The organism is Streptomyces sp. NPDC054863, from assembly GCF_053610825.1.
Genome location: NZ_JBSGZD010000078.1, coordinates 1 through 13106 on the forward strand (window position 1 = coordinate 1; position 13106 = coordinate 13106).

Sequence of the window (13106 nt, forward strand, 5' to 3'; positions counted from 1 at the left end):
TCGGACGACTCGCCGGAGGAGTCCTCCCCGGGCGACACCGGCAACCGCACCACCTCGCTCCCCTCCCCCTCCGCCCCGAACAGCATCGACTTCCCGTCCGGTGCGAACGTCACCGACTCCGACTGCCCCCGGTACCCGATGCCCAGCGGCCGTCCCTCCCCGAGGTCCCGCCCGCCGGTCTTCCAGTCGTACTCCTGCGCCCCGAGGTACGACCTCAGCACCAGCCTCTTCCCGTCCGGCGAGAACGCGCCGTCCGTCACCCACGGAACCCCGCTCACCTTCCGGAAGGTGTTCGTCCCCTTCGTCGAGAGCCGGGCGGGCCCCTCGTACAGCCCGGCGCCCTCCTCCTCCTTGCTCCCGATGTAGACCCGTCCCGTCTTCGGGTGCACCATCAGCGCCTCCGCGTTCCGCGCCCCGTCCGCGTACTTCACGTCGTACTGCGCGGTGTCGACCGTCCGGTCCTTCAGCACCTTCGGCTCGGGGAACTTGTAGATCCACACGTGGTCCCACTTCCCGCCGAGGTTGTCCCCGATGTCCCCGACGTAGACGGAGCCGTCCGGCCCGACCGAGACCGCCTCCATGTCACGCGGCCTGCCGACCCCGCGCATCGTGATCCGCGCGACGGTCTCCCCGCTCTTCGAGTCCACCGCGTAGACGTACGGCCCGTCCTGGTCGTTGTGCGTCCAGTACACGCCGGGGTGCGCACGGCTCGCCGCCAGACCGCTGGACTCGGTGATCCGGGGGTCCTTGACCGTGAAGCCCCCTTCCTCGTCCGCGAGGGCGGCGGGCGCGGACACGAGCACGGCCCCCAGGGCGGCGGCGGTCACGGCAACACACATACGGGAAGAGCGCATGGACCCAAGTGTTCAGCATCACGGTGCGGCCCCCGCAGCGCATCCCCGATGATGATCGGATGCGCAGCTTCCTCTTCGTCGGCGACTCCATGACCATCGGCTGTCCCGGCGACTTCACCTGGCGCTACCGCATGTGGCAGCACCTGGAAGCGACGATGCCCGGGGGTTACGAGATCGTCGGTCCCCGCACGGCCCTGTACGACCCCGCCTCCGCCGCCGCCACCTCCCACGCGTACGCCGCCGACGGCTTCCCGGCCCCCGCCCGCCGCCACCTCGCCGGCTGGGGCGAGGGCTGGCTGCACATGGCGCCGGCCGTCCGCGCCACGGTCGGGGCGACCGGCGCGGACACCCTCCTCGTCTCCCTCGGCCTGATCGACCTCGGCTTCTACACGAACGCCGAGCAGACCGCCGCCAACCTCGACCTCTTCCTCACCGAGGCCCGCGCCGCGAACCCACGCATCGCGATCACCGTCCACCCGGTCATCCCCAACGTCCGCGCCGAACGCGACGCCCCCTTCGCCGCCGAGTGCACCCGTTTCAACGAACTCCTCGCCAAGACGGTCGCCGACCGGGACGAACCCCGCTCGCCCCTTCTCCTGGCCACGCCCCACCCCACGTACGACATCCACACGGACACGTACGACGGCACGCACCCGGGCCCCACCGGCGAACACAAACTCGCCGCGGCCTTCGCCGACGCGATGCACCAGGCCTGGGGCGTCGGTGCCGCATACTCCGTGAATCATGAATTCGCGTAAGCCGTCCCGAGCGCCCCGTCCGGCACCGGTCCCGCCGGAGATCACGTACACGAACTGCCGCCGCTGCGGCACCGAGATAGCGGGTCTCGACGGCCGCTACGCATGCGGCGTCTGCGGCTGGACGAACCACTACTCCGAGGGCTACCACCCGCTCCCCACGGCCCAGGACGACCCGGACTGGACCGGCCCCAACTGCCGCTGACCCAGGCTCTGTTCGCGGGTCCGCACCGGGGGCGCCCAGGCTCTGTTCGCGGGTCCGCACCGGGGGCGCGGGAAACGGTGTCCCCCACCCCGGGCACCCTTCACCGCCCCGCTCAGTTGTCGTGCGGCAGGATCTCCGCCGAGCCGCCCGAACCGCCCGACGGCCCCGGCCGCGTCGTCGTGCCGCCGCCCGGCTCCGCGGGAACCCCGGCCGGCCCGCACGGGTCCGGCAGCGCGGGCACGCCGCTCGTCACCGGCGCCGACGACGGGGCCGGGACACCCCCCACCCACGACCTGACCTGCGATGACGCATCCCGGTTGGCCGCCCCCGCCCCCCAGGTGTCAGGATTGCCCCCATGACGATCCAGACGTACTTCGACATCACCATCGACAACGAGCCCGCGGGCCGCATCACCTTCAACGTCTTCGACGACGTCGTCCCGAAGACCGCGGAGAACTTCCGCGCCCTCTGCACGGGCGAGAAGGGCTTCGGCTACGCCGGCTCCTCCTTCCACCGCGTCATCCCGGAGTTCATGCTCCAGGGCGGCGACTTCACGCGCGGCGACGGCACCGGCGGCAAGAGCATCTACGGCGAGAAGTTCGCCGACGAGAACTTCACGCTGAAGCACACCAAGCCGGGCCAGCTCTCGATGGCCAACGCGGGCCCGGGCACCAACGGCTCGCAGTTCTTCATCACCACGATCGTCACCGGCTGGCTCGACAACAAGCACGTCGTGTTCGGCGAGGTCGCTGACGAGGAGAGCATGAAGATCGTCAAGAAGATCGAGTCGCTCGGCTCGCAGAGCGGCCGCACCTCGGCGAAGATCACCATCGCCTCCTCCGGCCAGCTCTGAGCAGCAGCCGCAGCACCAGGCAGCACCCGTAGCACCGCTCCACCCCGAAGCCCGGCGCGCACCTCACGGTGCCGCCGGGCTTCGGCGCGTACACACCCCGCCGGCGTCAACGGCACCTGCGCATACATGGCCAAAAACCGCCCGGAACACTTTCCGCCCACACCAATGCTTTGTAGCCAAAGCTGCCCCCACCGGTTCATTCCTCCCCACGCGCCCGACTACGTTCAGTGCCCTGCCGAGCACCCTCGGTGGATCACCCGACGTACGGGAGGCCCGCATGTCTGCACCTGTGGTCAATTTCTGGGGCGACCTCGACCCCCGCGCCCGCGCCGCGTTCCCCGAAGCCCCCCGCCCCGACGAGACCTGGCCGCTCCGCGACGGTGGCACCGCGTGGGTGTACCGGGTGCCCGGCCGCCGGGCGATACAGAAGCCCGTCGTCCTCTCCGACGGCTTCTCCAGCCTGCCCAGCTCGTACAACGAGCTCCACCACGGCCTGGAGGGTGACGGCTCCCCGGACTACAAGTTCATCTCCGCCCTGCACCAGCGCGGCCACGACCTCGTGCTCCTCGGCTACGAGGACCGCACGAAGTCGATCGTCGAGAACGCGGAAGTCGCGATCGAGTGCATCAGGACCGTGATCGCCCATCAGGACGGCCAAGCCCCCCTCACCGTCGGCGGCTTCAGCATGGGCGGCCTGATCACCCGGCTGGCGCTCGCCAAGCTGGAGCGGCAGCGGACGGAGCACCGCACGGAGCTCTACGTCTCGTACGACACCCCGCACCGGGGCGTCTGGCTGCCGATCGGCATCCAGAAGCTGATCCCGTACCTGCTGGGTGACTCGCGGATGCTGGGCCTGGTGAGCAGCCCCGCCGCGAAGCAGATGCTGCGCTGGCACACGGAGCGGCTGCAGGGCGAGCCCGGGATGCACGACGACCGCAAGACCTTCCTCCAGGAGCTGGAGCGGTTCGGCGGCTGGCCCTCGGTCCCCCGCCTCATCGGCGTGGCGAACGGCGACGGCCAGGGCATCGGCAACGGCATCAAGGCCGACCAGCTCGCCCTGTCCGCCGAGGGCGACCTCGCCGGTACGAGGCTGTACACGCAGCGGCAGGGCAGGGGCGCGCTGGTCGCCGAACTGGCCAAGACCGGCACGGAGCCGATCCCCGTCCACACGGACACCGTCCCGGAGATGGACGGCGCCCCCGGCGGCACCCTCGTCAACTTCGACCTGGTGGCGCAGCTGCTGAGCGCGCTCGGCGCGCCGGCGACCGCGCACTACCCGGCGACGTGTTTCGTGCCGACGGGAAGTGCGGTCGACCTGCTGGACTTCGACCTGTCGACGCCGGAGGCGGACCCGTTCGCCGACCTCCGCAAGATCCCGGAGGGCAACAGCGGCCTGCACGACTTCCTGTGCGCGCCGACGAGCGGACCGCACACGTCGATGACGCCGGAGCTGGGGTCGTGGATCGTGAATCAGCTCCCCGGCTAGGGCGGAGCCGGTCACAGACCTGGTCACCGAGCCGGTCACAGACCTGGTCACGGGTTGTGGAAGCTGACTTCAGGATCAGCCTCCGTCGGCCCGTCGAACAGCGGGGTCCGCTTCCCCTTCAGCTGAAGGTCGAAGAAGGCCCCGACGTATCCCAGGGTGATCTCGCCCGAGCGCTTCCCGGAGAGGGGGGCGCTCGGGTCGACCACACCCAGCTGCCCGCCCAGCACGGGCACGTCGTTGAACGAGTAGTGCCCGGCACCCGCGACCGTCAGCCACCGCTTCCAGCCGTCCATCCGCCCCCACGCCTCCAGCCACTTGCCCTTGCCGAGCTCGGGCCGATGGGTGGCGTCGGTGCCGAGCAGCAGGAACGGCCGGCCGTCCAGCCCCGCACCGGGCGTCTCGTCCTGGAACCCGCCGTCGAGGTTCGCCCCCGCCCTGATCCGCGCGTCCCCCGCCATGGCGACGGCGGCGCTGTTGCCCCCGATGGAGTGCCCGGCCATACCGATCCGCTTCCGGTCGATGATTCCCCTGAACTCGCTCCTCTCGCCCAGGAGTTGATCGAGCAGGAAGGACACGTCGGCGGCCCGCACCTGCGGCGTCCGCTGCATGCCGCCGCCGACGCAGGCGGCGCACTTGAGGGTGCGACCGCCGGGATAGGCGGTTCCGTACGACTCGTAGGCATGGTCGACGAGCGCGACGACGTACCCGCGACTGGCCAGCTCCTCGGCGAGGATGGTGAGGGTGGCACGGTGCAGGGTGAACCCGGGCGAGAGCACGACGAGCGGGTACTTGCCGCCCGACGGACGTGCATGTGTACGGGAGTTGGTGCGCGTGCCGCTGAGCAGATCGGCGGGGAACGCGTCCGCGCGCCGGATCCCCTCCAGCAGCAGCTGGGCCTCGTCCCGCCCCATGTACGGGGAGGGCGTGCCCCCGCCGCCTCTGCGCGCCGGGTAGTACATCGACACCATCAGCTCGCGATTCCCGGCGGCGGGCACCCAGGGGTCGGTCCTGGACGGGTCGACGAGATGGAGGTCCTTCTTGCCGACGGCGAACTTACCGCTCGGCGAGGGGAGTTGGAGCTGTACGGAGGCGGAGACGGAAGCGGCAGCGGGAGTCGGCCCGGGGGCGGCGAAGGCGGTGCCCGCCGAGGCGAGCGGCACCGCGAGGGAGAGGGCGACGAGAGCTGCGGCAGAGGCGGCGAGGCGGCGGTTTCGGTTCACGTTTCGGCTCATGCACCGAACGTACGGAGAACCACCCCGGCCCCACCCCTGCCGAAAGTAAGGCCCCACCCCCGACCTAGGACTGGCGCTCCCCGTGCTCGACGAGCCGGTTCGCGAACGTGGACAGGGTGTACGCCCCGATGCCGAGCACCACTTCCAGGGCGTTGCGCCTGCTGTACCCGTGCGCGTAGAACGCCTCCAACTGCGCGGCGTCCACATCTCCCGCCGTATCCATCACGGCATGCGTGAAAACCCGCACTGCCTCCCATTTCCCCTCCTCCAGGGTGCGTTGCTTCTCCAGGGCCTCGATGACCCCGGGCCCCACCCCCAGCTTCTCCAGCTTGCCCGCGTGCATCCGCACGCAGAAGCCGCACTCGTTCCTGGCCGCGACGGTCATGATCAGGACCTCGCGCGCGACCGGCTCCAGCGTCGCGCTCTCGAACAGCGCGCTCAGCCGGAGGAACCCGTTGAGCAGCTCGGGCGACTCGGCCTGCTTCGCGACGAGCGGCGGCAGGAATCCGAAACCCTTGACCACGCCCTCCATGGCCCGGACGGATCCGGCGGGCGCGGTGTCGAGGGTGTGCTCGGTGAATCGCAGATCGTCGGCTCGCACGTGACCATCCCCTAGAATCGACAACATGGTTGACGATAAGAAAGTAAACCAGGTTGTCGATTCGGGCAAGGGATCTGCCCCCGGCAGCACGGATCAGGACGCCACCCCCGGCTGGGAACTCCCCTTCCTCCTCTTCGCCGGCTTCCGCTCCCTGATCGACCGCCTGCATGAAGAACTCGCAGCTCAGGGCCACCCCCACGCACGCCCCGCGCACGGCTTCGCCATGCAGGCGATCGGCGCGTCAGGCCCTGCGGGCGCCACGGCCAGTGAGGTGGGCCGCCGCCTCGGCGTCTCGAAGCAGGCCGCGGGCAAGACCGTCGACCGTCTGACCGCCCTCGGCTACGCCACCACCGCCCCCGACCCGGCCGACGCCCGCCGCAAACTCGTCCGCCTCACCCCGCACGGCCTCGACGCCCTGACCCGCTCGGCGGCGATCTTCGAAACCCTGCGCGCGGAGTGGGCGGCGACGGTCGGCCAGGACCGCGTACAGGACCTGGAGTCGGCGCTCCGCACGGTCGTGCCGCCGTCGGACCGCTTCCGCCTGGACACGGCGGGCTGGCTGGGCGGGTAGTCCCGGGGCAGCCCCGGCCACCGGCCACCCCACCGGCCACCCCACCCGCCCCCCGTTCGCCCCCTTGCATCGAGCGCGCTCGAAGGCGTTGGCTTGGCTGTCATGAAGTACACACAGCTCGGACGCACCGGACTCAAGGTCAGCCGTCTCGTCCTCGGCACGATGAACTTCGGACCGCAGACCGACGAGGCCGACAGCCACACGATCATGGACGCCGCACTCGGCGCGGGCGTCAACTTCTTCGACACCGCGAACGCCTACGGCTGGGGCAACAACAAGGGCCGTACGGAAGAGATCATCGGGTCCTGGTTCGCCAAGGGCGACGGACGGCGCGACAAGGTCGTCCTCGGGACGAAGGTCTTCGCGAACATGGCGGGCGACGGCGAGGAGCCGTGGCCCAACCACGACAAGCTCTCCGCCGTGAACATCCGGCGGTCGGTCGAGGCCAGTCTGAAGCGGCTGGGCACCGACTACATCGACGTGTACCAGTTCCACCACGTCGACCGCTCGACCCCCTTCGAGGAGATCTGGCAGGCCGTCGACGTACTGATCCAGCAGGGCAAGGTCCTCTACGCCGGTTCGTCGAACTTCGCCGGCTGGCACATCGCCCGCGCCAACGAGACCGCACGCAGGCTCGGCTCGTACGGGCTGGTCAGCGAGCAGTGCCTGTACAACCTCGCCGAGCGGCGCGCCGAGATGGAGGTCGTCCCGGCGGCGCAGGAGTACGGGCTCGGGGTCATCCCGTGGTCGCCGCTGCACGGCGGTCTGCTGGGCGGCGCGCTGAAGAAGGAGCGCGAGGGCGGCGGCGCGCGCACCGCCTCGGGGCGGGCGGCGGACGAGCTCGCGAAGCCGGAGGTGCGGGCCCGGGTGCAGGCGTACGAGGACCTGCTCGACAAGCACGGCATCGCGCCGGGCGAGGCGGCGCTCGCCTGGCTGCTGACGCGGCCGGGCGTCACCGGGCCGATCGTCGGCCCGCGCACCGCCGACCAGCTCGCGTCCGCACTGCGGGCGACTCAGCTGGAGCTGTCGGCGGAGGTGCTGGCGGAACTGGACGAAATCTTCCCGGGACCCGGAGCTTCGCCGGAGGCTTTTGCCTGGTAGGAGCGGTACGGGGGCCGGGGCCTGCTAGTTGCCCGCGAGGGACGCCACCGCGATGACGGCGAACATCAGGACGAGCACGCCGGCCATGATCTGGTTACGGATTTTGGGATTCACGCATCGAGCGTAACCGGAAGGCCCGGCGGTCCGGCTCACCGGCCCAGCGGCCGGGCGTCGACGGTCTCGTAGCGCGGCCCCGCACCACGTACTCCGTGGGTGGGCAGATTGCTGCGTACGAGGGCGAGCTCGGACACCGTCCAGGGCGTGCCGGTGAATGGGGCGAGGGCGGCGAGGTACGGACCGAGGTCCGGATCCCCCGCCCTCGCCCCTTCGCGTCGGCCACGGGTGCGGGCGAGGGTGAGGTGGGGGCGGAACGGAAGGCCGGTGTCGGGCTCGGCCCCGGCCTCCCGGGCGGCATCGGCAGCAGCCCTTGCGAGCCGGCGCAGGGCGACGGTGTCACCGGACGCACCGGCCCAGAGGGCGCGGCCCGCGAAGTGCCCGCTGCCGTGCAGGGCGAGGGGGAAGGGGGCCGCACCGGCTGCGGCGTACCCGAGGGCACGCTGGAGCGGAGGAATCCGCTCCTCCTCGACCTCACCGAGAAACGCGAGCGTGAAGTGCCAGCCGGGCCGCCCGGTCCAACGCAGGGCCTCCGCACCGGGAAGCTTCTCCAACTGGTCGACGGCCTGGGCGAGTTCGGCGAGGGCAGGGGGCGGGGGGAGAACGGCCACGAAGAGTCTCATCGGGCCAGTGTGCGGGTGCCTGCGGCGCGGAACGGAACCGCCCGGCCTCGGCCTCCGCGTCTCGGCGAAAAAGTAATTTGGACGGCAACCTTTCCGCTCCGGGTGGCCACTTAGGGGTGTACCGACGAGGGCGAGCCGTGATCAGCGGCGCTACGCCCTCCGTATCAGCACCTGATCGGAGCCCCACGTGTCACCAGACGACCCGATATCCGCCGAGCAGCCGACGCCTCGGGATCGCACGCCCCGCCGTAGCCGGATGCTCCGGCACTCTGTCGTGGGGACGGTGGCGGTGCTGGCCGCCTCGGCCGGTGTCGGCGCCCTGGCGCCCGGCGCGGGCGCCGCGCCGACCGTCGGCATCAGTGTCGATGCCCGTACCTCCTTGGGCACGGTGCCCAGCACCGGTGTCGGCCTCAACACGGGCTTCGGCGACGAGCACATGGGGACCCCCAAGGTGACATCGCTGATGAAGGCCGCGGGAGTTCGGCAACTGCGCTATCCCGGCGGCTCCGGCGCGGACGAATACCACTGGAAGACCCACACCTACGGCGACGGCAGCGGCTGGATCCCCTCCCACACCAACTTCGACCGCTTCATGACCACCGCGAAGAAGGTCGGCGCCCAGCCGATCCTGACCGCGAACTACGGATCCGGCACCCCCCAGGAGGCCGCCGACTGGGTCAAGTACGCCAACGTCGAGAAGGGTTACGGCGTGAAGTACTGGGAGATCGGCAACGAGGTCTACGGCAACGGGCACTACGGCAACGGCAAGGGCTGGGAAACGGACAAGCACGCCGACAAGAGCCCGAAGGAGTACGGGAAGAACCTGGTCGCCTACTCGAAGGCGATGAAGGCCGTGGACCCGAAGGTGAAGATCGGAGCGGTGCTCACCACCCCCGGCTACTGGCCGGACGCGGAGAAGGCTCCCGGTGACAGCGCCGACTGGAACAACACGGTGCTCTCCATCGCGGGCAAGTCGATCGACTTCGTCATCGTCCACTGGTATCCGGGCGGCACCACCACGGCCGACCTGCTGAAGACCCCCTCCCGGATCTCCGGCGTCACCTCCTCGCTGCGCTCGCTGATCGCCAAGTACGCGGGCTCGCGCGCCCCTTCGGTGGAGATCGCGGTCACCGAGAACGGCGCCGTCGGTTCGCCCGCCCAGACCAGCCAGACCGCGGCCCTGTTCGCGCCGGACACCTACATGACCTGGTTCGAGCAGGGCGCGACCCACGTGGACTGGTGGAACCTGCACAACGGCACGGACCAAGCACCCACCACCGTCCACGGCGAGACCGACTACCAGGACGGGGGTGTGCTCTCCGCCGGAACCTGCGTCGGGGAGAAGTGCGAACCGCCGCGCGACACGCCCTTCCCCATCTACTGGGGCATCCGCTCGCTGACCGCACTGGCGAAGCCCGGCGACACCATGGTCGAGTCGTCCTCGGGCAACGCGTCGGTCTCGGTGCACGCGGTGCGCAGCAGCACCGGCGGCCTGAACGTCATGCTGATCAACAAGAGCCCGCAGAACGCGGCGCCGGTGTCGCTCTCGTACGCCGGATTCACCCCGGCCCCAGGGGCGGTCACGACCGTTTCGCACGCCAAGGGAGACACTGCCCTGAAGACGGCGAAGCGGGGCACGGCGGTCGCACAGACGCTGCCGCCGTACTCGATCACGACGCTTCAGCTGAAGCCCGCGTCAGGGACGGCCGGCGCTGACAAGCCGACGCCCGCCCCCACGCCGACCGCCGTCACGCCGGTCGTCTCGGCCCCCGGCACGACCGGCACCCGTGCGCAGGGGGCGGTCGGCGCACCCGTCGGCCGGCCGACCCCGAGCAGCACGTCCGGCGACCTGGCTTCCACCGGGGCGAACAACACCGTGGTCACCTACAGCGCCCTCGGTGGCCTGCTGGTCATCGCTGCCGGCGGCGTGCTGGTGCTTCGCGGACGTCGCCGCAGGGGTGCGCACGGGAAGTGAGACCGCGTGAGTGACTGACGGCCCGGCAGCAACGCCACCCACCCGTGGCGTACGCGCCGGGCCGTCGGCCTCCCCGCCGGCATGGCAGCCGTCCCGGGCTGCACCCGGCGCGCGGCTGCGCCGCCTCGCCCTCACACGCCGGACGGGCCGGAATTGCCGGACGGGCCGGGGCCGCCCGACGGACCGGGGCCGCCCGACGGGCCAAGGTCACCCGACGGGCCAAGGTCACCCGACGGACCGGGGCCGCCCGACGGCCTGGATCCCTCGATCGCCGCCAGCACCAGATCCAGCGCCCCCTCGAACGCCGATCGCGCCATCACCGGCAGGTGCTCCCGCACCGCGTACAGATGCGGATACTCCTCCTCCGACACCCCCGCGTACGCCGACTCCCACGCCCCCGCGTCCGCCTCCTGCTGTTCCGGGCGCAGGCCCTGGACCGCCGCGTCCAGGGCCGCGTGGCCCAGGACCGTGTCGACGAAGGCGTGGTAATGGCGTACCGCCGTCTCCTCGTCGAAGCCTGCCGCGCGCAGCAGGCCGATGCCCGTGTCGATGGCGCGCTGTTCGTTCGGGAGGCGGGTGACGCGGAAGCCGCTCAACAGGGCGGCGCGCGGGTGGCGTTGGGCCGAGTGGTAGGCACGTATCCCGAACTCCCTCAGCGAAGCACGCCAGTTGGCGGGGTCCTGGTCCGGTACGAAGCCCTCCATCGTGTCGCCGATCAGGCGGTCGCCGAGCGCCAGGTGCAGGTCCTCCACCGAGCGGAAGTAGCGGTAGACCGCGCTCGGGTCGGCGCCGAGGGCCTGGCCCAGCCTGCGCATGGTCAGGGCTTCCGCGCCGTGCTCCTCGACCAGGGCGAGCGCCTTCTCGACGATCGACTCCGCGGACAGGACGGCCCCGGAGCGCGTCGGCCGCCGCCGCTTCCGTTCAGCCGGTACGCGCGCCGCGTCACCGCGCGTACCGCCCCCTGCGCCGCCCGCATCCGCCGCACCGCCGCGCGCGTCACCCCGCGTACCGCCCCGCGCACCCTTCGTTGCCATTGCTCCGAGGCCCCCTCGACGATCTCCGTTCCCACCTGCGGCCAGTTAACCACCGCGTTACGTCAACACCATTGACATAAGTCTGACGGCAACTGTTTCATCGGCGCACACCACCCATACGCCCAGGACCCGCAGGAGTGTGCGCCGTGCCCCCGAACACGCAGCAGCCACCGTCCGTGCCACCGCAGGCGCCCTCGCAGGCGCCCGCCCTGCGCCGCTCCCTCGGCGTCAAGGACGGCATGGCCATCGCCGCCTCCAGCACCGCCGCCACCACCAGCATCGGCATCGGCATGGGGACGCTGGCCGCCTACGCGGGCCGGCAGACGCCGGTGCTCCTCCTCCTCGCCTTCCTGCCGATCGCCGGCATCGCCCTCGCGTACGCCCGCCTCAACCGCACCGAGCCCAACTGCGGCGCCGGTTACACCTGGGTGGGGCGGGCCATCGGACCCTGGTCCGGGTTCCTCACGGGGTGGGTCATCCTCGTCGGCACCATGATCTTCATGGCGTACACCGGGGCGGTGACCGGCTCGGTCATCCTCCAGTTCCTCAACAAGCTGGGTCTCACCTCCGCCTTCGGAATCACCCTCGACCCGGCGTCCACCGGCATCAGCACCGTCGTCGGCCTGGTCGCGCTCGTCGCGGTCACCATCACCGCGATCACGGGGGTACGGGGCGCCACCCGCCTCCAGCTCGCCCTGCTGGTCTTCGAGTACGCCGTACTGATCGTCTTCTGCGGCTGGGCGATCCTCGTCGGCGACCAGCCCTTCTCGCTCTCCTGGCTGAACCCCTTCGAGATCGGCTCCGGGCAGTCGCTCGCCCAGGGTCTCGTCCTCGCCGTCTTCATCTTCTGGGGCTGGGACGCCGCGTTCAGCGTCAACGAGGAGAGCAAGGACCCGCGCGACGTGGCCAAGGGCGGGTTCATCGCCCTCTTCACCATGCTGGGTCTCTTCCTCTTCGCGTCGATCGCCTTCCAACGGGTCATGAGCACCGGTGAGCTGGTCGAGAACGGCCCCGCTGCCCTCACCTTCCTCGGCTCCCACCTCGCCTCCGAGCCGTGGGCCTCGCTCCCCCTCGCCGCCCTGATGTGCTCGGCGTTCGCCTCGCTCCAGTCGAGCGTCATCCCCACCGCCCGCGGCAACCTCGCGATGAGCCGCGACCGTACGCTGGGCAAGGTGTGGTCCCGCCTCCACCCGCGCTTCGGCACCCCGGCGCTCGGCACGCTGATCCTGATGGCCATCGCCGCCGCCATCTCGGTCCTCGCGGTCGGCATCCCCAAGCTCAACGACATGATCCTCACCGCCGTGAACTCCATCGGCCTGATCGTCTCCCTCTACTACGGCCTCACCGCGATCGCCTGCGCGGTCCGCTTCCGGGCCAACCTGCGGGCGGGCGCCCGCGAGGCCCTCGCCTCCGTGATCGTGCCCGCGGTGAGCGGCCTCGCCCTCTTCGGACTCGGCGGATACCTCGCGTACAACTACGCCACGATGAGCGACCACTTCGAGGCGAGCCCCGACAACGGCTGGTTCATGCTGACCATTCCGGTGGTGGTCGTCGCGTCCGGATTCGTGGCGGCGGCGATCGCCAAGTGGGGCCGCAAGTCCCCCTACTTCACCCCCGAGGGGCGGGGCCGGGGCACCGACCCGGACGCCGTGGTCCTGCCGATGGACCGCACCCCCGCACTCTGATCCACCCACACCTCTTC

Annotated in this window: 13 protein-coding genes; 8 read left to right on the forward strand and 5 right to left on the reverse strand. The window is 70.9% G+C overall.

Translation table 11 applies throughout. The features are described from left to right. Positions 1 to 854: WD40 repeat domain-containing protein (locus tag ACWGIG_RS16725; RefSeq protein WP_453322341.1), on the reverse strand; the 854-nt coding region annotated here is incomplete at its 3' end. 59 nt (positions 855 to 913) lie between these two features. Here ACWGIG_RS16725 and ACWGIG_RS16730 point away from each other — a divergent pair. The 4 genes from ACWGIG_RS16730 (at position 914) to ACWGIG_RS16745 (ending at position 4153) form a co-directional block, all read left to right on the forward strand. Then, a complete protein-coding gene (locus ACWGIG_RS16730) occupies positions 914 to 1612 on the forward strand; it encodes a GDSL-type esterase/lipase family protein (protein WP_453322342.1) in 699 nt (232 codons plus the stop codon). Beyond that, positions 1599 to 1814, forward strand: a complete 216-nt coding sequence (locus tag ACWGIG_RS16735) for a hypothetical protein (RefSeq protein WP_453322343.1) — start codon at positions 1599 to 1601, stop codon at positions 1812 to 1814. The genes ACWGIG_RS16730 and ACWGIG_RS16735 overlap by 14 nt, the downstream gene beginning before the upstream one ends. Positions 1815 to 2169: 355 nt before the next feature. Then, entirely contained in the window at positions 2170 to 2667 is a 498-nt protein-coding gene (locus ACWGIG_RS16740; RefSeq protein ID WP_453322344.1) for a peptidylprolyl isomerase, read from the forward strand. Between the two features lie 277 nt (positions 2668 to 2944). Next, positions 2945 to 4153 (forward strand): esterase/lipase family protein, encoded by a 1209-nt coding sequence (locus ACWGIG_RS16745; protein ID WP_453322345.1) that lies wholly within the window; start codon positions 2945 to 2947, stop codon positions 4151 to 4153. 47 nt (positions 4154 to 4200) lie between these two features. On the opposite strand, the gene ACWGIG_RS16750 is transcribed toward ACWGIG_RS16745, so the two are convergent. Then, the gene (locus ACWGIG_RS16750) at positions 4201 to 5385 is read right to left on the reverse strand and encodes an alpha/beta hydrolase family protein (protein WP_453322346.1); all 1185 of its coding nucleotides are present in this window, start codon (positions 5383 to 5385) and stop codon (positions 4201 to 4203) included. A 64-nt stretch (positions 5386 to 5449) separates the two neighbouring features. Continuing rightward, positions 5450 to 5986, reverse strand: a complete 537-nt coding sequence (locus tag ACWGIG_RS16755; RefSeq protein ID WP_453322347.1) for a carboxymuconolactone decarboxylase family protein — start codon at positions 5984 to 5986, stop codon at positions 5450 to 5452. Between the two features lie 25 nt (positions 5987 to 6011). On the opposite strand from ACWGIG_RS16755, the gene ACWGIG_RS16760 reads away from it, so the two are divergent. Both ACWGIG_RS16760 and ACWGIG_RS16765 read left to right on the forward strand, forming a co-directional pair. Further along, a complete protein-coding gene (locus tag ACWGIG_RS16760) occupies positions 6012 to 6557 on the forward strand; it encodes a MarR family winged helix-turn-helix transcriptional regulator (RefSeq protein WP_453322348.1) in 546 nt (181 codons plus the stop codon). A 102-nt stretch (positions 6558 to 6659) separates the two neighbouring features. Further along, positions 6660 to 7658: an aldo/keto reductase gene (locus ACWGIG_RS16765; protein ID WP_453322349.1), complete on the forward strand. Its 999-nt coding sequence runs from the start codon at positions 6660 to 6662 to the stop codon at positions 7656 to 7658. A gap of 149 nt (positions 7659 to 7807) precedes the next feature. Here the strand turns inward: ACWGIG_RS16765 and thpR are convergent, their stop codons facing one another. After that, positions 7808 to 8395, reverse strand: coding sequence for an RNA 2',3'-cyclic phosphodiesterase (thpR, locus tag ACWGIG_RS16770; RefSeq protein ID WP_453322350.1), 588 nt, complete (start codon positions 8393 to 8395; stop codon positions 7808 to 7810). A gap of 256 nt (positions 8396 to 8651) precedes the next feature. On the opposite strand from thpR, the gene ACWGIG_RS16775 reads away from it, so the two are divergent. Next, on the forward strand, positions 8652 to 10370 hold the full coding sequence (locus ACWGIG_RS16775; RefSeq protein WP_453322351.1) for an LPXTG cell wall anchor domain-containing protein: 1719 nt from the start codon (positions 8652 to 8654) through the stop codon (positions 10368 to 10370). A gap of 131 nt (positions 10371 to 10501) precedes the next feature. Here the strand turns inward: ACWGIG_RS16775 and ACWGIG_RS16780 are convergent, their stop codons facing one another. Next, positions 10502 to 11404, reverse strand: a complete 903-nt coding sequence (locus ACWGIG_RS16780) for a TetR/AcrR family transcriptional regulator (RefSeq protein WP_453322352.1) — start codon at positions 11402 to 11404, stop codon at positions 10502 to 10504. A 239-nt stretch (positions 11405 to 11643) separates the two neighbouring features. Between ACWGIG_RS16780 and ACWGIG_RS16785 the strand changes: the two genes are divergently transcribed. Then, on the forward strand, positions 11644 to 13089 hold the full coding sequence (locus ACWGIG_RS16785; RefSeq protein ID WP_453322364.1) for an APC family permease: 1446 nt from the start codon (positions 11644 to 11646) through the stop codon (positions 13087 to 13089). The last annotated feature ends 17 nt before the right edge of the window (positions 13090 to 13106 follow it).